At 67.5% G+C, this 23,120-nt stretch carries 19 protein-coding genes and 1 tRNA gene; 6 read left to right on the top strand and 14 right to left on the bottom strand.

Going from position 1 to position 23,120, the window contains the following annotated elements; all coding sequences use genetic code 11:
- Nucleotides 1-60: 60 nt before the first annotated feature.
- The 3 genes from M3G03_RS06635 to M3G03_RS06625 all read left to right on the top strand — a co-directional run bounded on the left by M3G03_RS06635 (nt 61) and on the right by M3G03_RS06625 (nt 3,315).
- Nucleotides 61-1,257: an NAD(P)/FAD-dependent oxidoreductase gene (locus M3G03_RS06635; RefSeq protein WP_259808902.1), complete on the top strand. Its 1,197-nt coding sequence runs from the start codon at nt 61-63 to the stop codon at nt 1,255-1,257.
- A 74-nt stretch (nt 1,258-1,331) separates the two neighbouring features.
- A complete protein-coding gene (locus tag M3G03_RS06630) occupies nt 1,332-2,045 on the top strand; it encodes a class I SAM-dependent methyltransferase (protein WP_259808901.1) in 714 nt (237 codons plus the stop codon).
- A 13-nt stretch (nt 2,046-2,058) separates the two neighbouring features.
- Complete coding sequence (locus M3G03_RS06625) at nt 2,059-3,315, top strand: glycosyltransferase (protein ID WP_259808900.1); 1,257 nt, start codon at nt 2,059-2,061, stop codon at nt 3,313-3,315.
- On the opposite strand, the gene M3G03_RS06620 is transcribed toward M3G03_RS06625, so the two are convergent.
- The 5 genes from M3G03_RS06620 to M3G03_RS06600 form a co-directional block, all read right to left on the bottom strand.
- Nucleotides 3,312-4,058, bottom strand: a complete 747-nt coding sequence (locus tag M3G03_RS06620) for an ABC transporter permease (protein ID WP_259808899.1) — start codon at nt 4,056-4,058, stop codon at nt 3,312-3,314. The genes M3G03_RS06625 and M3G03_RS06620 overlap by 4 nt on opposite strands.
- The gene (locus tag M3G03_RS06615) at nt 4,055-4,810 is read right to left on the bottom strand and encodes an ABC transporter ATP-binding protein (protein WP_259808898.1); all 756 of its coding nucleotides are present in this window, start codon (nt 4,808-4,810) and stop codon (nt 4,055-4,057) included. Before M3G03_RS06615 ends, M3G03_RS06620 begins: the two co-directional genes overlap by 4 nt.
- Nucleotides 4,803-6,065: a glycosyltransferase gene (locus M3G03_RS06610; RefSeq protein ID WP_259808897.1), complete on the bottom strand. Its 1,263-nt coding sequence runs from the start codon at nt 6,063-6,065 to the stop codon at nt 4,803-4,805. Before M3G03_RS06610 ends, M3G03_RS06615 begins: the two co-directional genes overlap by 8 nt.
- Nucleotides 6,062-7,567, bottom strand: a complete 1,506-nt coding sequence (locus tag M3G03_RS06605; RefSeq protein ID WP_259808896.1) for a deoxyribodipyrimidine photo-lyase — start codon at nt 7,565-7,567, stop codon at nt 6,062-6,064. The genes M3G03_RS06610 and M3G03_RS06605 overlap by 4 nt, the downstream gene beginning before the upstream one ends.
- A gap of 88 nt (nt 7,568-7,655) precedes the next feature.
- On the bottom strand, nt 7,656-8,381 hold the full coding sequence (locus tag M3G03_RS06600) for a CPBP family intramembrane glutamic endopeptidase (RefSeq protein WP_259808895.1): 726 nt from the start codon (nt 8,379-8,381) through the stop codon (nt 7,656-7,658).
- Nucleotides 8,382-8,504: 123 nt separating this feature from the next.
- Between M3G03_RS06600 and M3G03_RS06595 the strand changes: the two genes are divergently transcribed.
- The 3 genes from M3G03_RS06595 (at nt 8,505) to M3G03_RS06585 (ending at nt 12,261) form a co-directional block, all read left to right on the top strand.
- Complete coding sequence (locus M3G03_RS06595; RefSeq protein WP_259808894.1) at nt 8,505-9,941, top strand: tryptophan-rich sensory protein; 1,437 nt, start codon at nt 8,505-8,507, stop codon at nt 9,939-9,941.
- Between the two features lie 77 nt (nt 9,942-10,018).
- Nucleotides 10,019-11,770 (top strand): hypothetical protein, encoded by a 1,752-nt coding sequence (locus M3G03_RS06590; RefSeq protein WP_259808893.1) that lies wholly within the window; start codon nt 10,019-10,021, stop codon nt 11,768-11,770.
- Entirely contained in the window at nt 11,767-12,261 is a 495-nt protein-coding gene (locus tag M3G03_RS06585) for a hypothetical protein (protein ID WP_259808892.1), read from the top strand. The genes M3G03_RS06590 and M3G03_RS06585 overlap by 4 nt, the downstream gene beginning before the upstream one ends.
- Nucleotides 12,262-12,519: 258 nt before the next feature.
- Here the strand turns inward: M3G03_RS06585 and M3G03_RS06580 are convergent, their stop codons facing one another.
- The 9 genes from M3G03_RS06580 to M3G03_RS06540 form a co-directional block, all read right to left on the bottom strand.
- Nucleotides 12,520-13,833, bottom strand: coding sequence for a DUF6884 domain-containing protein (locus M3G03_RS06580; RefSeq protein WP_259808891.1), 1,314 nt, complete (start codon nt 13,831-13,833; stop codon nt 12,520-12,522).
- A gap of 82 nt (nt 13,834-13,915) precedes the next feature.
- Nucleotides 13,916-14,146, bottom strand: coding sequence for a hypothetical protein (locus M3G03_RS06575; protein WP_259808890.1), 231 nt, complete (start codon nt 14,144-14,146; stop codon nt 13,916-13,918).
- 836 nt (nt 14,147-14,982) lie between these two features.
- Nucleotides 14,983-18,552 carry an SIR2 family protein gene (locus M3G03_RS06570; RefSeq protein WP_259808889.1) on the bottom strand — a complete coding sequence of 1,190 codons (3,570 nt, stop codon included), beginning with the start codon at nt 18,550-18,552 and terminating at the stop codon, nt 14,983-14,985.
- A 175-nt stretch (nt 18,553-18,727) separates the two neighbouring features.
- A complete protein-coding gene (locus M3G03_RS06565; protein WP_259808888.1) occupies nt 18,728-19,330 on the bottom strand; it encodes a hypothetical protein in 603 nt (200 codons plus the stop codon).
- Between the two features lie 214 nt (nt 19,331-19,544).
- A tRNA-Ala gene (locus M3G03_RS06560) sits at nt 19,545-19,620 on the bottom strand.
- 128 nt (nt 19,621-19,748) lie between these two features.
- Nucleotides 19,749-20,396, bottom strand: coding sequence for a histidine phosphatase family protein (locus M3G03_RS06555; RefSeq protein WP_259808887.1), 648 nt, complete (start codon nt 20,394-20,396; stop codon nt 19,749-19,751).
- A 57-nt stretch (nt 20,397-20,453) separates the two neighbouring features.
- Nucleotides 20,454-20,930, bottom strand: a complete 477-nt coding sequence (rsfS, locus tag M3G03_RS06550) for a ribosome silencing factor (RefSeq protein ID WP_259809048.1) — start codon at nt 20,928-20,930, stop codon at nt 20,454-20,456.
- 59 nt (nt 20,931-20,989) lie between these two features.
- Complete coding sequence (gene nadD / locus M3G03_RS06545; RefSeq protein WP_259808886.1) at nt 20,990-21,673, bottom strand: nicotinate-nucleotide adenylyltransferase; 684 nt, start codon at nt 21,671-21,673, stop codon at nt 20,990-20,992.
- A 143-nt stretch (nt 21,674-21,816) separates the two neighbouring features.
- On the bottom strand, nt 21,817-23,112 hold the full coding sequence (locus M3G03_RS06540) for a glutamate-5-semialdehyde dehydrogenase (RefSeq protein ID WP_259808885.1): 1,296 nt from the start codon (nt 23,110-23,112) through the stop codon (nt 21,817-21,819).
- Nucleotides 23,113-23,120 lie beyond the last annotated feature (8 nt).

Genomic DNA, 23,120 nt, shown 5'->3' with positions numbered 1-23,120 from the left:
CCCATCATCCACCACGAACCGACCCGACCAACCTCCCCAACCAACCCCTGGAGGACATTCATGACCGCTCACGACGTGATTGTGGTGGGAGCTGGCCTGGCCGGCCTCGCCTGCGCCCGAACGCTGCGCGCCCGTGGGCTGCGCCCCGTGGTGCTGGAGACCGAGCGGCAGGTCGGCGGGCGTGCCACCAGCGAGGAGGTGGACGGGTTTGTGGTGGAACGCGGCTTCCAAGTGCTCAACCCTGCCTACCCGCACCTTCGCGCCACCGGTGTGCTGGAGCAGCTGGGGATGAACGCCTTCCCCCGTGCGGTGCGGGTGCGACACGACGGGCGGCTGGACGAGCTCGTTGACCCGACACGCCACCCCACCGCCCTACCACGCGACCTGCGCACCGGCCTGGTGGGACCACGCGACGTGGCGGCGGCCCGCTTCGTTACCAGCCTGGTGGGAGCCGACCGTCGTCGCGGTGATGCTTTCGACGCGGCCGGATTCACCGGACCGCTGCGCCACAAGGTCGTCGATCCCTTCTTGGCGGGCGTGGTGTGCGAGGACGAGGGTTCCACCTCGGCGCGCTTCACAGCCTGGCTCGCGTCGATGTTCCTGCTGGGCACCCCCGGTTTGCCGACCGGTGGCATGCGTCGGCTGGGTGAGGCGCTCGCCGGGGGTCTCGATGTCCGTCTTGGGCATCCGGTGACCGCTGTCGACACCGATGCAGGCCGGGTCGAGACCCCGCACGGCAGCTTCACCGGCCGCGCCGTGGTGCTGGCCGCCGGGCCGGTGTCCTCCGCCGAACTGGCCCGCCAAGGCCGCCCCAGCACGCACCCCACCACCACTTGGTGGTTCGCCACCCACCAGGCGCCCAGCCCGAGCGGGGCGATCCACGCGGACGCAGAACGACGCGGGCCCATCGTCACCACCGCGGTGGTCAGCCACACCGCCCCCGACCATGCCCCCGCCGGGCAGCATCTGGTGGCGGCGCTCACACTGGCCGACGGCGAAGTGGACGAGCAGGCCGTGCGCGCCCACGCCAGCCACATCTACGGCACCGAGACCGAGGCTTGGCGCACCCTGGCCGTGCACCACATTCCCCACAGCCTGCCGGCCGTGGCCCCCGGCCAGTTCGCCCGGGGCCGCATCGGCTTCCAGGGTGAGGCCGTGCTGTGTGGTGACCAGTTCGGCAATGCCTCCGTCGATGGGGCGCTCGGTTCTGGCCAGGCGGCCGCGGCCGAGGTAGCGCGTCGACTCGGTGGCCGCTGAGCAGGCCCCTCCACCACATCCCCGCCCCAGGCCACTCCACGACGCCCCCTGTAGGCACCCTGCCAAGGAGTCCCATGCGCGACACGCCCTTCAGCCTGTCCACCGGCTTCGACCAGGCCTCAGCCCGATATGACCTGATGGTGGCGCTCAACCCGGGATACCGTCGTCATCTGCGCCTAGCGGCGGAGGCCGTCGTGAACGAGGTGACCGATCCGATGCCCACGCTCTTCGACCTGGGATGTGGCTCGGGGTTGAGCACCCGGGAACTGCTGCGAGCCGCCCGTCGCCGGGGCCTCACCCCTCGCATCATCGGTGTGGATGCCTCCGAGGGGATGCTGGACCGGGCCCGCGCCAAGCACTGGCCCGAGGGCGTGGTCTTCGTCCAGGGGCGCGGCGAGGCCTTGGACGAGCTGGGGCTGCCGCCGGGCGACGGGGCACTGGCCTGCTACCTGCTGCGCAATGTCGACGACCTCGACGCCACCCTGGCCGGGATCCGTCGCGCACTGCGCCCCGGGGCGCGCCTGGTCGCCGAGGACTACTCGGTGCGCGAGTCCCCGGCCGCCGCCCGACGGTGGGGACGCGTCAACCGCACGGTGATCGAACCCCTGGCCGCCCTGGTCGGTGGTGAACGAGAGTTGTATCGCTACCTGCACCGCTCCGTGGAGGACTTCTGCGGTGTCGGCGAGCTCGCCGCGCGATTCTCGGCGGCGGGCTTCCACGACGTCGCCGCGCGCACCGTGGACGGCTGGCAACGAGACATCCTGCACCTGGTGCGCGGCCGCGCATGAGGGAAGTGGTCAGGTGAAGTGCTGTCTGGTCGCCCTGGGCTCCCGCGGTGATGTGGCCCCCTTCGTCGCCATCGGTGCGCGACTGGCGGCGGCTGGGCACCAAGTCCGCTTGGTCGTGCTCGCCGACTACGCCCACCTCGCCGAGGGCACCGGCATGGTTGTGCACCCGGCGTCGGCCGGATCATCCCGGGCCCTGTGGCCCGAGAACTCCTGGCTGCGACGGGCCGCGCTGGCCCAGCCGGGGATCATGTACCTAATGATGCGCCGCAACCTGTCCGTGACCGCGGCGGCACTGGCGGATGCGGTGGTCGAGGCCTCTGAGGCCTGTGAGGTCATCGTGGCCGGCACTGCCTCCCGCCGGATGGTGCGACGTCTGGCGGCGGCCCGCGGCAGTGCGATGGTGACGGTGCTGATGGCGCCGTTGCGTCCCTCGACCCGGGCTGACCAGTCCGTTCTGGCGCCAAGGCTCGCCCCACCGGCGGCGGCTTGGCTGGTCTCGACGGTGATGTGGCGACTCACCTCGGGCCTGGGCGCCGGGCCCGACCAGGCGATACGCAGCCGCCTGAGCCACAGCAGGCAGCGCACCAACCGCCACCGTGACCTCGTCGAGTCCCTGGTGTGCGCCACCAGCACCACGCTCTCGGCCGGCGCCGCCGATGCGGGCTGGATCGACACCGGCCCCGTCACCCCCCAGCCGCTGGACGCGGGCCTGGCGAGCTTCCTCGACAACCATCCCGACGCGGTGCTGATGGGTTTCGGCTCCTGCCCCTCCCCGGATCCGCAGGCCGACGTGTCGCTCTTTCGACGCGCCGCGCGCCGCGTGGGGCGTCCGCTGGTGCTGCAGACTCCGTTGCTGCCAACCGGCCGGGTTGACGAAGTGACCTGGAATGCGCCGGGTACCGACCACCGTCAGCTGCTGGGACGTGTGGCGGCCGTAGTTCACCACGGTGGGGCCGGCACCACCCTGACCACGCTGGCCTCGGGCACCCCGGCAGTGGTCGTCCCCCATCTGGGCGACCAGGCCTGGCATGCCCGACGGGTGGCCGAGCTGGGCGTCGGGATCTCCGCGCCGCCCCGCTGGCGCCTCACCTGCCGCGCCCTTACTGCCTGTCTGAAGCGGGCGCTCGAAGAACCCATCCCTGACACCGCATCCCGGCTGGCCCCCGTGATCGCCGCCGAGGCGGGAGGCGCCGACCAGCTCGCCGAGATCATCATTGAGGCCAGCCACACCCGGCCAGGAGCGCCTGACACCGAGGGCGCAGGAAGCTAGCCGCGCTCCCGGGAGCGCGCCACCTGCCGCACTGCAAGCAGGGCAAAGATGGCCCCCCAGGCCACGGCCACCAGCAGTGACTGCCACCAGGGATCGGCGAGTTGGCCGTCGAAAAGTGGCCGTCCCCGATCGATGGGAAAGCGTGCAAGCTGCACCGAGCCGTACATCGGGCTCAGCCGGCCAAGCTGCTGCATGACCCCGGACAGGGGCAGGAAGACGTCTCCGACGAAGGCGAACAGCACCAGTCCGGCCGAGGCGGCGGCCGTGGCCGACTGGGTGCGTCCGGCCAGCCCGACGGCCATCCCGTACAGCGCCCATGGCCAGGCCCCCAGGACCACGAGCGCGCCGCTGAGCAGCCATGCCGTCGGCGACATCCGGACCCCGGTGAGGGCTCCGGTCAGGTAGACCACGACGGTGGGCAGCAGTCCCGCCCCTGCCGCGGTAGCGCCTCTCACCAGGACGTGGTCCACGTCTCGTAGTCGGGTGAGTGCCAGCTGGCGGCCCCATCCTTGCACCCGGTCGACCGCCGCCTGCCCTGCAAGGGAGGAGGCAGCGGTGGCAGCCCCGTAGGAGGCCATGCCCACCATCAAGTTGGCCCGCACCACCGCCCGGTCGGCGCCGGGGGACGGCACCCCGAGGGCGAAGCCAAGGTAGAAAACCACGGGGAGGGCGATGATCACGAGCAGGCCCACCGGGTCGCGCCGCAGTCTGAGCAGCTCGACCCGCAGCAGTGCACGCCTCATGACCGGTGACCTTCGGTGCGGGCTGGCTTCTGGTCGCTCAGCCTGTGCCCGGCCAGGGCTGCGAGGCCGGTGAACAGCCCAGCTCCTCCCACTTCCTGGGTGCCGGCTGCGCGGACCTGGGCTGGGGTGGCGAGCGAGACCAGCCTTCCGGCTTCGAGCTGTGCTACCAGGTCGGCGGTGCCGTCGACCTCGTCGGCGTAGTGGGTGGCGTAGAGCACGGTGGTGCCGAGGTCGCGGTGATGGCGCACCTGCCTCCAGAAGCGCAGCCTGCTGTGCCAGTCCATGCCGGCGGTGGGCTCGTCCAGGACGAGCAGCCGGGGGTTGCCAAGGATGGCGAGGGCCCATTTCACGCGTTGGCGTTCTCCGCCGGAGAGGGCACCCACGCGTCGGTCGGCCAGTGGCAGGAGGTCCTCGTCCAGCGTGGGGCGGGGCACGCGATGGAGTGCGGCGATGGTGCGGATGGTCTCGGCGACGGTCAGTTCTGGCAGCAGGCTGCCGCCTTGCACCATGGCGCCGATCCCGCCGGCACGGATCGCCGCGCGGGGTGGGTGGCCGTGGATCGTCACACGGCCGCTGGTGGGGGTGGTTAGACCACAAACCAGGTCGAGCAGGGTGGACTTGCCGGCCCCGTTGCCGCCCATCAGCGCCATCATCTGCCCGGCTTCCAGGGTGAGGGTGACGTCGTGAAGGATCACGGTGCCGTCGTGGGTGCGCTTGCCGACCTGTTCCAGGTGCAGGGCGGTCTCAGCCATGCCGGCTGTCCTCCAGCAGGGACAGTAGGTGGTCGGTGAGCAGTTGGCTGGTCGGGTGCTCGGCGAACTCCTCGGCGATGCGCTGGCGGGCCTGCCGACGCTGCGGGTCGTCCAGGCAGCGTCGTATGGCCCGGCGCAGCAGCCAGCGCGGCGGCCGGACCAGGGGTATGGACTCTCCGGCACCGGTGGCGGCCAGCCGCCTGCCGATGTCGGCCTTCTCCTCGGTGGCACCGCACTGCACCACGGGGGTGCCGGTGGCCAGTGCCAGGGTGACGCCGGTGTAGCCGCCGTTGGTGACGAACAGCTCCGCCTGGGGCATCGCGTCATGGTAGTCCACCCGCGTCATGGCGTGGACGCGGGAGTGCTGCACTCTGCTGGGGGTCACCCCGGCGACGAGTACCTCGAAGCCCTCTGCGAGCAGCACGTCGATGGCTGGGTCCACAAGTTCGCGGGGGTCGTCGCGGCGGGTCCCCTGGCTGACGAAGGCGAGCCGGCTTCTTCGGCGGGGTCGGCGCAACGCCTCGGGCAGTGGCGGAGCGGCACCCGGCCCGGGTCCCAGGGCGCCGACGAAGTGGATGTGCTCGGGCCATGGATCGCGGGGCTGTTCGAATGACGGTACACAGCCCTGCAGGTGCAGCTGGCGGGAGACGCCAGCGGTGAGCAGGTCGGCGGCCGGCCACAACCCGAGCCTGTGCCGCGTCCGGTTGAGAATGCCCAGGGCTTGGGAGAACAACACCGCGTCGATGGCGCGTTTGACGTTGCGGTTGCGGTGCCGACCGGCAGGGCCGTGCATCGGCGGCAGTCCGGTGCCAAAGGGGGGCACGTCAGGGTGGGGCCACTGCAGTGGGCCATCGCCAATCGTCGCCCACGGCAGGCCCAGGCTCTCGGTGACCAGGCCTGCCGCCAGCATCAGCGTGTCGGAGACCACCAGGTCGACGTCATGCGTGACGACCAGCTGGTGCAGTATCGGCAGGTGGTCGTCCACGGGTGCCACCAGGGCGTCGCGGTAGAGCCGTCTCACCCCTGCCAGCGATCCCATCACTCCCCGCGATGCGGGGTCGTGTTCGGCCAGGGCCGCCACGCCGTGGTCCATCACCACCACGTCGTCGGTGACGCGGCGGGCGTGCGCCGCGAATGCGGGTGCCACGTACCAGACCACCCGCACCCCGGCTGCGACCAGTGCCTGCACCACTGGCGTCGCATTCAACGTGTGGGCGACGATCGGTGAGCTCGCCACCAGGGCGGTGCGGGTCACGCCTGGCCCCTGGTGCCAGCGGAGGGAAGGACGGGTTGGGTGGCCTGCTTGGCGTGGCTGCCGCCCCTGCGTATCTGCTGGTAGGCGGCCAGGGCCACGGCGCGCGAATTCTTCAGGTCCACCACCGGCGTCCGCGGGCGAACCGTTCCCTGAGGCAGCCAGCGGCTGGTGTAGCTGGCCCCGGGATCGAAGCGTTCGCGTTGGAGCTCGGGATTAAAGACCCGAAAGTAGGGTGCGGCATCGGCGCCGCAGCCGGCCACCCACTGCCAAGAGACGGGATTGTTGGCCTCGTCGGCGTCCACCAGCGTGTCCCAGAACCACTGCTCGCCCTCCTGCCAGGGCAGCAGCAGGTTCTTGGTGAACAGTGAGGCGGCCAACATCCGCACCCGGTTGTGCATCCAGCCGGTCTGCCACAGCTGCCGCATGCCGGCATCGACGAGGTCGATGCCAGTGGCGCCCTCCCGCCAGGCCCGTGCCAGATTTTCGTCGTGCTGGTAAGGGAAGCGGGCGAAGTTCGGTCGCATCGGCACAGTGGAGACGTCAGGGCGGTGGAAGGCCAGGTGCCAGCAGAACTCCCGCCAGTAGAGCTGGCGCACCCACGCGGCCGCATCCGCGGCCCCCACCCGGCCCTCATCCCGGGCGGTGCGGGCCACGTGCAGCAGCTGACGGGGTGACAGTTCCCCGGCGCGCAGATGCGGCGACAGGCGGCTGGTGGACTCGGGATCGCCAGGGCGATCACGCGAGCTGCGGTAGCCGACCATCCACTGTTCGAGGTGATCGAGCCGCTCGCTGGCCGAGGGCTCCCCTGGTATCCAGTGCCGCTCGACGGTCTCGGCCCACCAGGCGGGATGCCGGTCCAGCAGACCCAGGGCATCGAGGTCAACCAGCAGGCCGTCACGACGCATGGCCTCCAGGGCCGGGGCCAGTGAGCGTGACTGAAGGACCACTGGGTCTGGGGCGAGCAGTGGGGCAGCCACCGGGATGTCGGACGCGGCCCGGTAAAAAGGGGTGAAGACGCCATAGGGCTCACCGGCGTGGGTGGTGAGCATCCACGGTTCGACGAGCAGGGCCCCGGCATGGCTGTGGGCCTGCAGGCCGTCGTTGAGCAGGGCTGCCTTGACCTGGGCGTCCAGTGCGCGCGCGGCGGGGGCATGGCGACGCTGCCAGCGAACGACCCCCGCCCCCAGCCGGTGCGCAACCGCGGGGATGATCATGCGGGCATCTCCCCGGGCGAAGAGCAGCGGGATGCCGAGCTCCTCGAGCTGGCCGGTCAGCGCCTCCAGGCTGCGGTGGGTCCACCAGCGAACGGCAGCACCTGGTGGGCGTGGGCCCACGACGTCACCACCGGGCCCCCGGGCGCATTCCTCCCGGATCCACAACGCCACCACCGGACCACCATCGGCGCAGGCGACCATCAGGGCTTCATGGTCCGAGGTGCGCAGGTCCTCTCGCAGCCACAGCAAGGTGGGCGAGGGGTCGTGGACACAAGAGGCGGGTGTCATCGGCTTTCCTGGGGCGGCGTGCGATGTTCTATCGTCTCATGCGCCACCCCGGCAGAGGCCGCCCTCCGCAATGGCCCAGAGATGGAACTCACGACAGCAATCGTGCCCCCATCGCCAGTGCGCCGGGCAGCAGAAAGAGCATGCCGAGCGACCAGACCAGGTGAGTGACTGTGGGGACGAGGTAACCGCCCGTGGCGCGACGTTGCAAGCCGACGAGTGTCCCAAGGATCGCGGCAGCGAGAACCAGCAGCGGGATGCCGCTGAAGGAGGTCACGACGGCGTAGAGGACGGTGCTGGCCCCCACGCGCCAGCGCGACGGTAGCGCCTGGAAGAGGGCTCCACGGAAGAAGTACTCCTCGGCCAGCCCGTTGACGGCGGTGAGCAATGCCACAAGCGGCAGGGAGCCGCGGCGGGCGTGGTCGAGCAGACCCTGCACCGGGCCGGCCAGTGGGGGGATGCGCGACACCACGACGGCACCGACGAGGAAGAGCACGAGCAACAGCCCGCCCCACAACACCGACTCCGCAATGCGGTGGTTCTCGGACGCACCGTCGGCACGGCGGTCGGCGCGCCGGGTGACTGGCCCCGACAGTCGGCCTCCCACCAGCCACACCAGGGCCAGGGCCGACGTGGCCGGGTAGAACAGGGGGTCACCGGGGGGCACCCGGAGCGACCAGCGCAGCGTCAGGGCCCCGGCCAGCAGGGTGAAAGCGCACACGGTGGCACGACGAGCGCGATTTTCGCGTGGTTCGGCGTTGGCCGCTGGCTGCAGCAACGACGCGTAGACGAAGCGCCGCACGGGAATGGGGACCATCGGGGTCACCTCTCGTCGGGGTGGTCTTCAGGCTATCTGGGCAACGCCATGGAGCAGGCCATCCGCGCTCCTTCGAGGCGGAAGTGCTGCGGGTCGGGGCCCAACCGGGGCAGGATGGGGTATGTGAGCTCTGACGACACTTCTGACCGTTCCTCTACCGGCGTCCGCCACCGGCAGCGCACCGCCCTGGTCACTGGCGCCTCCGGTTACATCGGCGGTCGCGTCACCGAACGACTTCTCGGCGAGGGCTGGCGGGTGAGGGTGCTGGCTCGCAGCCCGGAGAAGCTGCCCGATGCCTGGCGCGAGCGGGTGGAGGTCGCCGAGGGTGACGCGAACTCCGCCGCCGACCTGGCCCGCGCCCTGGAGGGCGTCGACGTGGCCTGGTTCCTGATCCACTCCATGGGCGGTGATGACGACTTCGCCGCCACCGACCGCCGGATCGCCACCGCTTTCGCCGACGCCGCGAAAAAGGCGGGCGTGCAGCGCATCGTCTATCTCGGTGGTTTGCACCCCGAGGGGGAGCAGCTGTCCCCTCATCTCGCCAGCCGGGTGGAGGTGGGCCGGATCCTGATGGACAGCGGGGTTCCGACCGCCGCCGTTCAGGCCGGGGTGGTGCTGGGCAACGGCTCGGCCTCGTTCGACATGCTGCGCACGCTCTCGGAGAGGTTACCCGGCTCGGTGGGGCCGCGCTGGTTGCAGAACCGCATCCAACCGATCCACGTCGATGACATCATCCACTACCTGATCCGAGCTGCCGACCTGCCGCGCGAGCTGACCCGCTCCTTCGATGTGGGCGGTCCCGACGTGCTCAGCTACGCCGACATGATGAGCCGCTATGCCGCCATCCAAGGCCTTGGGCCGCGGCCATCGGTCACTGCGCCGGTGTGGACCCCGAGGCTGGCCTCCTATTGGATCAGCCTGGTGACGCCCATAGCGGCGAACATGGCCCGGCCACTGGTCGAGTCGCTGCACCACGACAACGTGGTCCTCGAACGCGACCTCGACAAGCTCGTGGGAGCCCCCCAGGGCGGGACGATCGGTTTCGATGAAGCCGTACGCCGGGAGACCGTCGGCGTTGACCAGTACCGCTTCTGGAAGCTCCTGGGCGCCACGGGGGCCGCGGTGGCCGTCACGGCTGCCGCCGGTGTCGCCGCAACAGTGCCTGCCACCCGCTGGTTCAAGAGCTTGGACAAGCCCGTCTGGCAGCCGCCGAACCAGGTTTTTGGGCCCGTATGGACGGCGCTCTATGCCGACCTCGCCTTCGTCTCCGCCGTCCACCTCGCCGACCTGCTCGACGAAGAAAAGGCCGACGAGGCCAGGGAGTATGCCGCAGCGCTCGGCGTAAACCTCGTCCTCAATGGCGGATGGTCGTGGGTGTTCTGGCAGTTGCGTTCGATGCCGGCCGCCACCGGCGTGGCCGCGGCCCTAGCCGCGAGCTCCGCAGACTTGGTGCGACGGGTCGGTCGACACAAAGAGCGTGGGTTCGTCCTTGCGCCCTATGCCGCTTGGGCCGTCTTCGCCACCGCTCTCACCGCCGAGCTGTGGCGCCGCAACCGCTGACCTCCTCGCCACCGCACCATTTCCACCGACTTCGTGATCGTCCCGGCAATGGCCCCTCGAGGGGCGAGAATCGTGACGTGCAATACAACATGGACTCCCCCGCAGCGTTCCGGCTCCGCGCGACCGGCACACCGGGCACCGACACCTACGTCGCGAGTGGGCCGCGCGGCAGCCGGGCCACGTTCGACGGGTTCCGCGACGGCGAATTCCTATTCGTCGTGCCGTATGCAGGCCTGTCCGCCCTGGGCGCAACGGCCCGAACCGAAGCGCTGCGCTACTACCTGTCGATCGCCCTGCAGCAGGTCTGGGCCTCAGCCGGCAGCCGGATCGCCTGGCTGTTCCAGAGCGCCTCGGACGCGGACGTACTGCGTGACCACGTCATCTCTCTGGTGGCCTCCCAGCGCAAGCACTTCCCCGAGGCATCGATCGACATTCGCGTCCCCGAGGTGAGCGGGCTGCTCGGTGAGCAGACCTCCCCCGGCCGCCGCACGGTACGCGCCGAGGAGCTGTTCGCTGCCGCCGGGGAGTTGACCGATGCCGACCTGGCGCCCACCATGCTGTTGCCCCTGGGCCGTCCACTCGGGTACCTGGACGCACAGTGCGAGCGTTACAGCGTCGAGTTCGGTGGGCGCTCGCGCGCGATCCCGGCACCCGCGGCGCGCATCTGGCTGGCCCTACGGCACCGACCGGCCGACCTGGGACGCCCACTCGGTGCGCTCGACCTCGAACGGCTCCCGTGGCCGTACGAGGTGACCCGCGAGGACGCGGTGGAGGACCTGACCCGTCAGGGGCTCGTCGTCCAGGCGTGGGCCCAGGACACCACCCTGGGCGACCAACTGTCCCGGCTCCGCCTGCTGCCCCTGCGCACCTTCGCCTCCGACACCAGTTCACCGACCGGCATCGTCGCCAGGGCTCGAGCCGCCCGCGGTCTCGATCACGCGACCACTCCGGTGAGCCAGCTGATCCGAGACGTCCTGGCATTGGGCCCGACCCATGACGGCCTGTTCGACGCCATCGGGGCCGCCTGGGTGGAGGGTGCCACGACAGAGCGGTCCACCCACCGGACCGCCGACCGGATCGCCGAAGAGCTGCTGCCATTGCTTGCCGAGGATGTGGCCTACCTCGACGTGCCGGCACAGTCCTGCGCCCCGAACAATGTCGTCGACCCGGCACGGCTCACCCTCACGGCCGGCGCTGACACCGATCTGTGTGTGCTGCCGATCGGGTTCCAGGTCGATGCGACCGACGACGTCCCCACCATGGTGCGCGTGGCCGGACGTCCGGAAGTCCTCGATGCCGATGAGGGGGCGTTGTGGGCCCTCGTGCGCGACCTCGACACCCTCGCGCCCTCCGGTGAGCGCCAGGTGCAAGAACTGCTGGCCGCAGCCCGGGAACGGGGGCTGCGCAACACCGAATACGCCCTGGACCGTCTCGAACAGCGCGCACTGGTGCACCGGGTGCGCGGCCCGAGCGCCCTGCAGGACCTGCGGAGGCTTGTGTTCCGCCCGCTGCTGGCCGGGTTGTCCACCACCGAGATGCTGAGCCGTTCGGGCCCGGCACCCCTGCGCAGCCTGGGCGCGGCTCGTGATGGCTCCGGTCGGCCACAACACGGCATCACCCAGATCGACATCGTTGCCACCGCACTGTGGGGTTCGGCCGGGGCGGAACTGCCGACGCTGGCCCACGCCGTCGCGCTGCTGTTTCCGCCCGGTGGTGACCTCGGGGCAGTCAGGTTCGTGCTCGACCGGATCCGCGATCATGTCCGGGACGGGGCGGCCTATCTCGATGCCCTGGAGGCCGACCCCACCGGAACGGGGGCAACACCATGACCGGTCGTCCGCGCACGGTGTCCCCGATGCGCTACGTGACCGCGCTCACCGGGATGTACGGCGACACCCGGCTTGAGGTCTCGGATCCCGACAGCGCCGCCAAGTACGTCTTCGACGGATTACGCGGGGACGCCCTGGTCGTGGCGTTCCCCTCCCTCGGGCCCACGCACGCCATGGACCCCGGACGCTTGGACGAGCATGGACGCCTCACCCCCGAGGCCACCTCGAAGCTGATCGGGGACGCCCACGCCCAGGTGTCCGTCGCGAACGGTCGGCACATCCTGTGGGCCTGTGCCCGTGCCGAGGATGCCGAACGACTGCAGGAACTGGTGTCCGGTCCGCTGGCGGACCTGCGTACCGCCGGCGGGATCGTCGGCATCGAGGTGGCCCACCTTCCGGTCAACCTGCTGCGCCGGCAGTGGTTGGAGCGCGCCGAGCGGGGACAGTGGACGCCCCCACTTGGTCAGTTGCCCGAACCCGAGGACGAATAGGCGCCAGCATCCGCACCTCCACCGGCGCCCGGACCCGCACCGACGCCGGGCCTTGTTCGCGTCTACGGCGGTGCCCTCGTCGATGAAGACCTTCGTGCAGAACGCCCGGTTGCACCCACCGGTCTGGCGTCAGTTCCCATGACGCGTCACCGATAGCAAGCAGACCCTCCGTCTGTTTCGCCGCCAGCTCTTGCTCGGATGCGGAGGACACCGACAGAGTCACTATTGACATCCCGCACCGGCGCTCATGCCGTCACGTCACTCCCTGGCGGGGGCCTCCGCAATCCTGTCCGTTGACGAGTATTGCTTTCGCAGCGCCGATATCCGAGCACGCAGCGGAGTCTTCGCGACCTTGGCCAGGTTGAGCGGTGGGTCGAGTGCCACGAGCAGCTCCGTCTCAATCTGATCCAACGTGTCACCATCAGCGACCGGAATCGCCACAACCTTGAGATGCGCGTGCATCCACCGCGACAGTTCTGCCTCGTCGATCGCTACCAACCCATGGGTTTCCGCGAGAATAGATCCGAGGGTCCGACGCAGGGTCGAGAACTCATGTCGGGTACCAAGGTGCATGGTGGCGATCCGGCCCCACAGCGTGTTCGACGATGCGGCTCCGCCGCTCCGAGTCGCGCCAGCGAGCCCGGCATAGACAAGCCCCGCTGGAATGTGGTGCCCCAGACCCCGGCTCAGGTCGTCGGCGCCCATCTCGTCGACCCACCAGCTGTACATCCCTGCGGAGCGCAATCCGTCGCCGTTGGTTGCAAGGAACGCTGGCAGCGACCATGCCCGCAAGGAGTCTTTGAGTTGCTCCGCGACCGCTCCCACGCTCACCTCAGTAGTCTGCCCGCGCTGCAGGTACCAGGAGAGTCGGCGGCCGAAGGACAGGCCCTTTCGATCGTCGATCACCACAGCTCCAAGGGCGACGAGGGCCGGTTCAGCCGAGTCGACGTAGGTCGAGCCTGCATGGATATCGATGACCAGACCCCCCAGCGATCCGATAGTCTGGGACAGCTGGGCGGCCACGCGCTGCCCCCAACTGCGGCGGTACTCAACGCTCATGTCGGGTAGGTAGCAATCGTAAGGCTCAAGCCACTCTTCCGGGGTGACCAGCCCATGCTCGGCCGACAGGATGAACCACGGCCGACCCATGCGCTCGGCGTACGCACGCATCTTGGCGAAGTAGTCAGACGTATAGAGATCCTTCGCCAACGCCCCCTGTGACCGCTTGCTCTTGACGCACCCGACCAGCACGACGTCGGCTGTTTGGCTCTCCCATGGCGGAAGCTGTCGGCGGCAGCGCTCAGCCTGTCGCTTCGGCGCTGGCACACTCAGCGGCGAACCGCCCTTGCCGATCGTGAAACCGAGCTTCGCGAGGAGCCGTCGACAGTTCTGTGACTGAAAATCGCCCTTGCTGAGACCAGTGGCAACTGCCATGACCTGCTTGACCGGCCAGCGGACTCCGTCGACGTCAACCCAGTACTGGTGGATAGAGTCGGGCTGGCAGCCAACAAGCCGATCCCGCACGTCATCGGCCGTCAACTCAAACTGCTGACGAGCCAGAGTGAACCTCATGGACCCTTCCTATCGCGATGCACCGACACCGATACGCAGTTGAGTGGGGACACCAGCCCGCGTGACCCATGTCGAGCGGGAACTACAACGGCTGGTTCGAGGCGCAGTAGTAGCCACCACTTTCAAGCTTGATGGTGAAGGTTCCCACGGGCCCAGTTCCTAGGATGTCAACGATCGTGCCGTCAGTGCCGCATCGAGCCCAAAAGCCATAGGCAATATCACCACGCTCGATTGAGCCCTGCTTCATCCAGGAGATCAGTCGATACGGCTCGCCCGTGCTGGGGTCGGCATGGTCATCAACGTAGGTACTCATGAAGGTGTCCATGGCGACCTGAGACGATGCTTGGCTGTTGTCAGGCAGGAGTGCTCGACGCGTATTCACATTCCGCTGCTCGAATACGGCAATCAACTCGAGGCTCGAGGCAGAGCTCGACGCCTTGGAGCGTGCGGGCATTGATACCCAGGCCACCCTCGACGCCGTGCTGGCACTCATCACCGATCCCGTGCCCACCTGCCAGCAACTGAGCGACGGAGACCGCCGCCGGTTTCATCACGCATGGTTCAGCCGGATCTACATCGATGCCGTACCGGAGTGCCCCAACGAGCCTCCGCTGACCGAGGCAGAGCGCACCGTATTCGCCGAGGCGATCCAAGCCGCGCGGAGCTTGCCGAGCACAGACTGGAGGAAGAAAACGCAGAACCGCCGGACTCGACTGAGTCCGGCGGTTATGACTATCTCGGGTCTTGCCACCCAAGCGGTTCCAGTAAGAACCCTTTGGTGGCCTCCGGTGGACTCAGCCCGAACACGTGGCAGCGGTTGGAACGGCTGAGTTCCGCTTGGGAACAGGCGAAACGGGATGACGCGAGCAAGGAGCGGCCGGCTGCCGAGCCGGATCCTGGGGCGTGGCGAACCCAACGAGACGGTCACGAACACCATTGGCTCCGGAAGAAGTGAACGCAATCCGAACCGCCCGCGCAAACGGAGAGGAAGAGGCTGCCGACGGTTCAATATTCACCGAACAACCGTCTGGACGAACACATAAGGCTTACACGATCCGCGACAGGAATCCACACAAACCGTCTACTGGCAAGAAGGACAGGCTCCAGACAAACGCACCAACGGCCAACCTAATCCATTCGAGGTTTTGCTCACCTGTTCGAGTCGAGGAAGCCCATTTCTTCCGCGGCTTCGACCAGCGGTTGTGCAACTGCAGCGCCGACCGCGCTCTGTATCGTCTCAGCCAACTGCTGCACCCGGAACCTCACCATGTGTTCAGAGCTGATCGTGTTTCGAACACGCTCGGCGAAGAAGGCAACGAGCTCAGGGCCATAAGCGGCGAGAACTCCATCCGGAAACTCTCGATTGAAGAATCGCTCACCCAGACCGATACCGTGTCCGCCGAAAAGGATCGCTGCGGCAGGGACGAATTCACCCACGACAGGAACGACGTCCGCCCAGCATGCAAGCTCTTCTGCGGATGCGACCCGCGGCTGCCCGCTGAGTCGGCGTTCCAGATGCTCGCCGAGCCACCGGCGCCAGACATCGGCCCCGTCGACGCCATCTTCGCGGAGGAATCGGGCGACCGCTTCAGCGAAGCCATCGGCGTGCGAGCCGTTTGACGCGAGCACTGTCTGATCAAGCAGGCGCTTCCGGTCGGTACTCGTGATGCCTGCGTATGACACCACGGAGGTTATGAACCCTAGGAAGATGTGATGCAGTTGTTGGTCTGGCAATTCGTCGATACGGCTGAGTTCGGCGACCATGCTGTCAAACAGCCCGGCCGCGAGGAGCCGGTCGTTCCACCGAGGATGGTGCAGGAACGGGTACCAGCCAAAGGCGTGTCGCTGCGGGTCGTTGAAGAGAGGGAGCAAATGCGCCGCCGCGAAGTCAGCGTCCGCGGCAAAGTAGAAGAACACCTGACCAGCAATCGCGGGTTGTGTAGCGTCCAGTGCATCCTCGTTGCCGTTCAGCAGCGCGACGAGCGCCTCCGACTCCTCGTCGTTGAGTCCAGCCCAATCCTCACGTGAGTGTCGCCAGCGACGATCGACCTCGCTATTCCAGTACTCGGCCACGAAGCCCGGCCAAGAGTTCAAGTAGAGCGGTGCGAACGACAGGGGGGGCGAATCTTCTCGATGCTTGAACCCTGCGCCCTGCTCACGCCAGAGTGCTCGCGCCAGATCGCGCATGGCCGCGAGCACCGGCGACTCATCTGCGTCGATCTGCTGTCGAATCTGCTCAAGCAGGAACCGCCCTAATGCATAGGCGGAGTTCTTGTCCGCAAGCAGCGTGGTGAGGCGCTGGAGAGCCCTGAGGCCAAAATCTCGCAGCTGGGCTTTCCCCCATCCCTCGGCGATCGCGCGCCATAGGTCGACCTGCTTCTCGTCACGCTCGTCGCGGCTGATGACGGCGTCCCAGAGTTGAACGCCAAGGTCCGCGCGTTGCTCGACGGCCTGTTGCACAAGCCCGAGCGCATCTCGCCAGTCGGGCTGATCGAAGTGGCGTTCGGAGTAGTCGTGGGACAGCAGCTCATCGAGTGCAGCACTCACGTTCTGATCGAGCGCCTGGATAAACTCCTCGATGTCCATCGGCGGCTTCCCACCCCAGGTTCCGCTCGTCATCCACGTGTCGAAATCAGGATGTTCTCGCACCCTGAAACCAGAGTTCTCAGCTTGGATCGCGTCGAACGCGGCCTGCGCCTCCGCCCAGTCAGGGTCGGCTTGCGTTAACCATGCGAGCAAGTTGTACTTCGCGTACGCGAAGTGACGGTCGCGGTCGGGAATCTCTTCGGGATAGTCGGGTCCAGCGTCGGCAGCGTCTAAGACTCGCTGTTTGAGCGGTGGCGTCGCAGTACCGGCTGCGGCGGCGAGTATCTGATAGGTCTCATGTTTCAGATCGTGTGCGTATAGTCCAGTTCGATCGAGGAGCCACGAGAGCTTGTCATCCCCACTCCGTTCCGGGTCGATCGCTACCAGATGCAAGGCCAGGCGCTGCATGAGCGCACGGTCGAGATTCCACCATCGATCGGGCAGGTCTGGCCAGAGGGGCAGCGCCTTGATCCCGTATTCGCGGAGGCCGTCTATGACTGCGTCAAGCGGCTCCCGGAATGCATCTTGGGGGTGTGGTTCGATTGCAGATCGGTGATGCGTGAGGGGGTCCCAATTTCGGTCGCCGTGATACGCATCGAGCAGGTCGTACGCCGCCGCGATGGCATCTTCCAGGACACCACCGAGAGAGCGATCTGCCGGGGCAGATTTCTGCAAGATAAGCATGATGTGCTGGGTCAGCGCGTACTCTTCCGAGTTCCAGGTGACCCTTGCATCGGGAAGGACCGTGCGTTCCGTCGACTCATCGACGAACCAACGCCGTTCCAGCTTGAGGAACGGCCGCAGCGCGGCACGCAGCACAGCCGTGCTGCGTGCCGTCGAATCGGGCAGGAACGGCATGAGGAACTCGGTTCCTAGCGGAGCCGACTGTCCGTGTATCGATGTAGCCAGAAGCACTTGCCACCGTTCTCCGGCAGACGAGTCTTGTTTGCTGAGATCGTCAGCGAGCCAGCAGGCGGTCCGGTAGAGCGAAGCCGTCATCGATTGCCCGAGTCGTTGCATGGTCTGGAGTGCCGCACCGTTCAGCGTCGTTGACTCGATGAAGGTCCGTGCGAGCCAGTTGCCTAGCACCGCCGTCGCGGCAGGCACGTCCCGCGGCGAGAATAGGCCCTTGAACTCAGGGTTGTCCTCCATCCAAGTCAGCCATTCGAGCTTGGTCTCGTCGGGCAGCGATTCCGTCGCAAGCGCGAAGTCGCGGGCGCCGTCTGTCGTCCGGAGACGACCATGGAGGTAGTCGCGGTCGGGCAATGGCATTGCAGTACCGCCGCCAACGATCTCCTGGACACGCGACCGGTGGTCAGTCTGCCCCATCTTCGCTCGATCCGCCCACGCGGTAAGCGCCGCCACGAGCGCATGATGATCGCGCCCGACCACCGGGTATGCGATCGGCCGTATCCCCAGATATCCCCACTTGCTGTTCGTCGGGTCGCTCGTAAACGCGAACCGCCTGGAGGGCTTGCCGTTGCCACTGGAGGGCAGCCCGAGCGCGAGGTACCGCATGATCACGTCGTCATGGCTGTAGCCGACGAACACCACTGTGAATCGATCGAACATGGGAAGGAGGAACCGTGCTGCCCACGCATCGGTGATGTATGCATGGCCGAAGTCACGGTCGGTGAGGATCATCTCCTCCTTCGGGCGCCGTATTGAACCATGCAGATGCACGAGCCCAGCAAAGTCATGTCCGAGAGGCAACGCCGGGGCGTACCAGGTGTCAGGTACCGCGATCGATTCGCTTCTTGCAGCAGAGGCAAGGTGATCGTCGTAGTTAGTGGTCACCACGCGGAACGCTCCTCCGATTGCCGCGAGGTCCACAACCGCACTATGTAGCGAATTGAATCGTGACCTCGGATCAGAAATCAGCGTGTGGGCGTGCTGATGGGCGTCGAATCCCTGAGGGAGCGACTCCAGCTGCCCAATAAAAAAGTCCAGCCCGCCGCTCCCTGAGAATGGGTGCGAAGCCAGTCCCGCAAGTTCCTCCGCGAGGCTCTCAAAGAGTGGAAGGTTCGACGGTTTGCCCACCGAAGCCCCTGCACCGACGAAGAACACCAGCTCCCCATGCTCGTGGGCATCGAGGATCTCGTCAGGTAACTCGACGTCGCCAGTAATCCACATCAGGCCACAAACTCTCGATAGCCACTCGACGCGCCCACCAACCCACCCTGAAGGCGCAGTAGAGCGAATCCAAACGACAGTTCAACGGCCGCGTGGGCTAGATTCCTTGTAGCGGTGCAGGCTAATGACATCTTGTCTCCTTGCGCTCTACCGACGAAGCGCCCTGATGCCGCGCTCAGATACAAGTATCCTGCAGCCCAGCGCCGACAAGCGAGATGAACCCGCCCATTCGCATGACAAGACCCCCACCCACGGGCCACGTACCGCGGTGACGTGACCTCAACTTCGTGGCTGGTTGAAACGTACTGAGTTTGTTGGAGACACCTGGTCTTGGAAACGAGGATGGAGTCATGCCGAAGGAACAGGTGCTGGTAGGAATCAAATAGGGCGAGTCTCCATCAAACCCAGTGCGGTTCACTACTACATCTGCACCGGCCGAGCCACCAAACGCACCCGCTGCACGAGGAAGGCTGTGCCCGTCGGCATCGCCGAACAACTCGTCACCGACTGCTACCAACAGATCGCCACCACCCCGACCACCTACGCACAGCTCGCAGAACGGGTCGAAGCGGCCTTCGATGAGCGCCTGGCTGAACGGTCCCAAGCCATCGACGACCTCACCGCCACCAAACAGCGGCTGGAAGCCGAAGCAGACAAACTCCTCGAAGCCCACTTCGCCGACGCCATCGACCTCGACACCCTGAAACGACACCAGGACCGGATCAGGATCGCTCTGGCCGATGTCACCCGCCGCCTGGAAGCTGAGCGGCACGACCACGACGGCCCCCGCCAGCACCTCGCCACCGCACTACGGCTGCTGGCCGACTGCGCCACCATGTACGAGCGCACCGACGACCTGGGCAAGCGCCTCGCAAACCAAGCCTTCTACCAATGCGTCCTCATCACCGAAGACGAAAAAGCGGCGATCCAGCTCAACGAGCCGTTCGCCGCCCTCGCACCCAACGATGTCAGGTGTTCTACTACGTCCGATCTGGTGGAGCTAAGGGGATTCGAACCCCTGGCCTCTTCCATGCCATGGAAGCGCGCTACCAACTGCGCCATAGCCCCAAGCCTTGCGGCGGGTGGCCCCTCGTTTCGGTCTTCCGACCTCCGCTTGGGACTAGAAGAGATTAGCGCACTCCGAACCGGTTTGTGAAATCGAGCCCGGAACCACCCGCTGACAAGGTATTCAAGCCCTAGGCTTGTTCCGGGGACGGGTCGTCCATGAGCGCCATCATCGAGGACACGTTTTCGTTGTAGGTGGCCAGCCGCCACCGGCCGTGACGATCCTCCAGCGTCGCCCACGAGCAGTTGTCAAAGCTGCCCAGCTGCTGGCTGACCTCCCAGCTCCAGCCCAGGAAGGCGCAGACGCCCTGCCGCAGCGCCAGGCCGTGGCTGACGACCACCACCAGCTGGCCCTCATGCGCTGTGGAGATGTCGCTGATGGCGGACGCCCAACGCAATCCGGTCTCGGTGGCGGTCTCCCCCTGCGGTGAACGGCGGTAATCGCGAGCCTCCGCCAGCGCGCGTCGGAACCCGGGGTCGACCTGGTCGACGGTCTCCATCGTCAGCCCCTCCCAGCTGCCGACGTGGATCTCCTTGAGCCGGTCGTCGTAGCTGACGGGCAACCCGGTGCGTTGCGCCAGTGGAGCCATGGTCTCGCGCGTCCTGGTCAGCGGTGAACACCACAGGGCATCGGGATTCATGGCCGCCAGCGCGCGGGCCGCCACAGCAGCCTGTTGGTGCCCGGTGGAGTTGAGCGGGACGTCCTTCTGGCCCTGGAAACGGCCGGAGGCGTTCCAGTCGGTCTGGCCGTGTCGGAGCAGGAGCAGGGTGGTGGTCATGGGCGTCCTATCGCTTGTGGCCAGTGGTGTGGGAGCCGAGTGGGCGGCGGGGCTGGATCAGTGCTGCGGGGTTCCCCAGCCCCAGGCGCGGGCCTGCTCGTCGTCCATCGTGTCGGGCTCGGGTTCGGCCTCGACGTCGTCCAGGTCGAGTTCGATGCGGGGGCAGTCACGCCACAGGCGCTCCAGGGAGTAGAGCTCGCGCTCCTCGTCGTGCTGGACATGGACCACGATGTCGATGTAGTCCAGCAGCACCCAGCGGTTCTCGCGGTCGCCCTCGCGGCGGGTCGGCTTTCGTCGCTCGGGAGCCTTGAGAAGCGCCTCCTCGATGGCGTCCACGATGGCACCGACCTGGCGCTCGTTGCTGGCCGACACGACCAGGAAGACATCGGTGATCGCCAGGTGCTGGCTGACATCGAAGGCAATGACGTTCTTGCCGCGCTTGGCTGCTGCCGCTCGGGCAGCAACCTGCGTGGCGGCGATCGCCTCAGTGGCAGCCCCGGACGCTGGCGCCGCCGGTGCCTGCCCATCGGTCACCGCAGGCTCGTGGGCCGGATGCGTGGGTTCGGTGATGTCAGTCGGCTCGGTCATGGCTTTCAGCTCCTTGTGGCGCCGGGATCGGTGTCGTCATTGTCGGGGTTGGCGAAGCCCACCTTGTAGAGGCCCCGCTTGGCGATGTACTGCACGATGCCGTCGGGCACCAGGTACCAGATCGGCAGCCCTTCGCTGACGCGTTCGCGGCAGGCCGTGGAGGAGATCGCCATGGCAGGAATCTCCACCAGGGTGACCTTTTCGGCTGGCAGGTGCGAGATGTCCTTCTCCCCCAGGTCCACCCCCGGCCGCGACACCCCGACGAAGTGGGCGAGGTCGAACAGCTCCTCCGCGCCATGCCAGGTCAGGATCTGGGCCAGGGCGTCCGCACCGGTGATGAAGAACAAATCAGTGTCGCGACCGCGCAGGGCATGCAGGTCCCGCAACGTGTCGACGGTGTAGGTGTCACCGGGGCGGTCGATGTCCACCCGGCTCACCGAGAACTGCGGGTTGGACGCGGTCGCGATGACCGTCATCAGGTATCTGTCCTCGGGTCCGGACACCGTGCGCCCGGCCTTCTGCCAGGGCACGCCGGTGGGCACGAAGACGACCTCGTCGAGGTCGAAACGGGCCGCCACCTCACTGGCGGCGACCAGGTGACCGTGGTGGATGGGGTCGAAGGTGCCACCCATGACGCCCAGACGACGGCGTCCGGGCCGGGTGGCGACAATCGAGGTGTCGCTGACCACAGGCTCAGGAATGCGGCCGGCTGGAACCGACGTAGAGCACGATCGACAGGCCGATCATGAGCAGGAGCAGGGCGATGCCCGCGATCACGAAGGGCATGTACTCAGTCTCAAGGGCAAGTAGCATGTCGACAGCCTAGCGAACCTCAGCCCCGCACCTGCCCTCGTCCGGTCACCACGTACTTGGTCGAGGTCATCTCCTCCAGCCCCATCGGCCCGCGCGCGTGCAGCTTCTGGGTGGAGATGCCGATTTCGGCGCCGAAGCCGAACTCTCCCCCGTCGACGAAGCGACTGGAGGCGTTGACCAGGACCGCGGCGGCATCGACGCGCCCGACGAACTCCTCGATGGCCCTGGCATCCTCGCTCACGATGGTCTCCGAGTGCCCCGTGGTGTGGGCCTGGATGTGTTCGATGGCCTGGTCGATCGAACCCACCACGCGGGCGGACAGGTCCAGTGACAGCGCCTCGGCCAGATAGTCCTCCTCGGTGGCCGCGACTGCTCCAGGCACCAGGTCGACGGTTCCCGGGTCGGCATGGACGGTCACCCCCGCCCCGGACAGGGCCGGCCCGGCGGCAGCCCAGAACTCCCCGGCCACGTCCTGGTGGACCAGAACGGTCTCCAGGGCATTGCACACGCTGGGGCGCTGGGTCTTGGCATTCAGCGCGATCTCCAGCGCCATCTCCAGGTCGGCCGACGCGTCGACGTAGAGGTGGCAGTTGCCGGTGCCGGTCTCGATCACCGGGACCTGGGAGTTCTCGACGACGTGGTTGATCAGCCCTGCTCCCCCTCGAGGAATGAGCACGTCGACCAGACCGCGTGCTCGCATCATCGTGGTGGTGACCTCGCGGCCGCCCTCGACCAGGTTGACGGCATCGGCGGGCAGCCCGGCAGCCTCCAGGCCAGCACGCAGGGCGGCCACGATCACACGGTTGGACTCCAGGGCCGAGCTGGAACCGCGCAGCAGGGTCGCATTGCCCGACTTGAGGCAGATCCCGGCGGCATCGGCAGTGACATTGGGCCGGGCCTCATAGATGATGCCGACCACGCCCAGCGGGACGCGCACCTGCTCGATGCGGACACCAGCACCTGTCTTCCAGCCGCGCAGCACCTCACCGACAGGGTCGGGCAGCATGGCCAGGTCACGCAGGCCCTGCGTCATCGCCTCGAGGCGGGCATCGGTGAGGGCGAGCCGATCGACCATGGCCTCGCTGGTGCCCTGCTCACGGGCGGTGGCGACGTCGCGACCATTGGCTCCCAGCACCTCCCGACGCGCTTCGAGCAGGGCGTCGGCCATCGCGTGCAGCGCCGCGTCCTTGGTTTGGCGGGAGGCGGTGGCCAGCTCGCGCGCTGCTCGGCGTGCACCCTGCGCCTGGGCCTGGAAGGGCGTCACCCCGGCGGACTGGTCGCCGGTGTGGGGAACGTGCGTGGCTGCGGACTCCATGCGTCCCA

The organism is Aestuariimicrobium sp. p3-SID1156 (genome assembly GCF_025144225.1).
Classification (GTDB): Bacteria; Actinomycetota; Actinomycetes; order Propionibacteriales; family Propionibacteriaceae; genus Aestuariimicrobium.
Note: the sequence above shows the minus strand (reverse complement) of the source record. Positions and strands in the feature narration are given on the sequence as shown.

What these genes read in the sequence shown, in the direction of transcription:
- M3G03_RS06635 (WP_259808902.1), top strand. Translation starts at nt 61, where the DNA reads ATGACCGCTCACGACGTGATTGTGGTGGGAGCTGGCCTGGCCGGCCTC.
- M3G03_RS06630 (WP_259808901.1), top strand. Translation starts at nt 1,332, where the DNA reads ATGCGCGACACGCCCTTCAGCCTGTCCACCGGCTTCGACCAGGCCTCA.
- M3G03_RS06620 (WP_259808899.1), bottom strand. Translation starts at nt 4,058, where the DNA reads ATGAGGCGTGCACTGCTGCGGGTCGAGCTGCTCAGACTGCGGCGCGAC.
- M3G03_RS06615 (WP_259808898.1), bottom strand. Translation starts at nt 4,810, where the DNA reads ATGGCTGAGACCGCCCTGCACCTGGAACAGGTCGGCAAGCGCACCCAC.
- M3G03_RS06605 (WP_259808896.1), bottom strand. Translation starts at nt 7,567, where the DNA reads ATGACACCCGCCTCTTGTGTCCACGACCCCTCGCCCACCTTGCTGTGG.
- M3G03_RS06600 (WP_259808895.1), bottom strand. Translation starts at nt 8,381, where the DNA reads ATGGTCCCCATTCCCGTGCGGCGCTTCGTCTACGCGTCGTTGCTGCAG.
- M3G03_RS06585 (WP_259808892.1), top strand. Translation starts at nt 11,767, where the DNA reads ATGACCGGTCGTCCGCGCACGGTGTCCCCGATGCGCTACGTGACCGCG.
- M3G03_RS06580 (WP_259808891.1), bottom strand. Translation starts at nt 13,833, where the DNA reads ATGAGGTTCACTCTGGCTCGTCAGCAGTTTGAGTTGACGGCCGATGAC.
- M3G03_RS06575 (WP_259808890.1), bottom strand. Translation starts at nt 14,146, where the DNA reads ATGAGTACCTACGTTGATGACCATGCCGACCCCAGCACGGGCGAGCCG.
- M3G03_RS06570 (WP_259808889.1), bottom strand. Translation starts at nt 18,552, where the DNA reads ATGTGGATTACTGGCGACGTCGAGTTACCTGACGAGATCCTCGATGCC.
- M3G03_RS06555 (WP_259808887.1), bottom strand. Translation starts at nt 20,396, where the DNA reads ATGACCACCACCCTGCTCCTGCTCCGACACGGCCAGACCGACTGGAAC.
- M3G03_RS06540 (WP_259808885.1), bottom strand. Translation starts at nt 23,112, where the DNA reads ATGGAGTCCGCAGCCACGCACGTTCCCCACACCGGCGACCAGTCCGCC.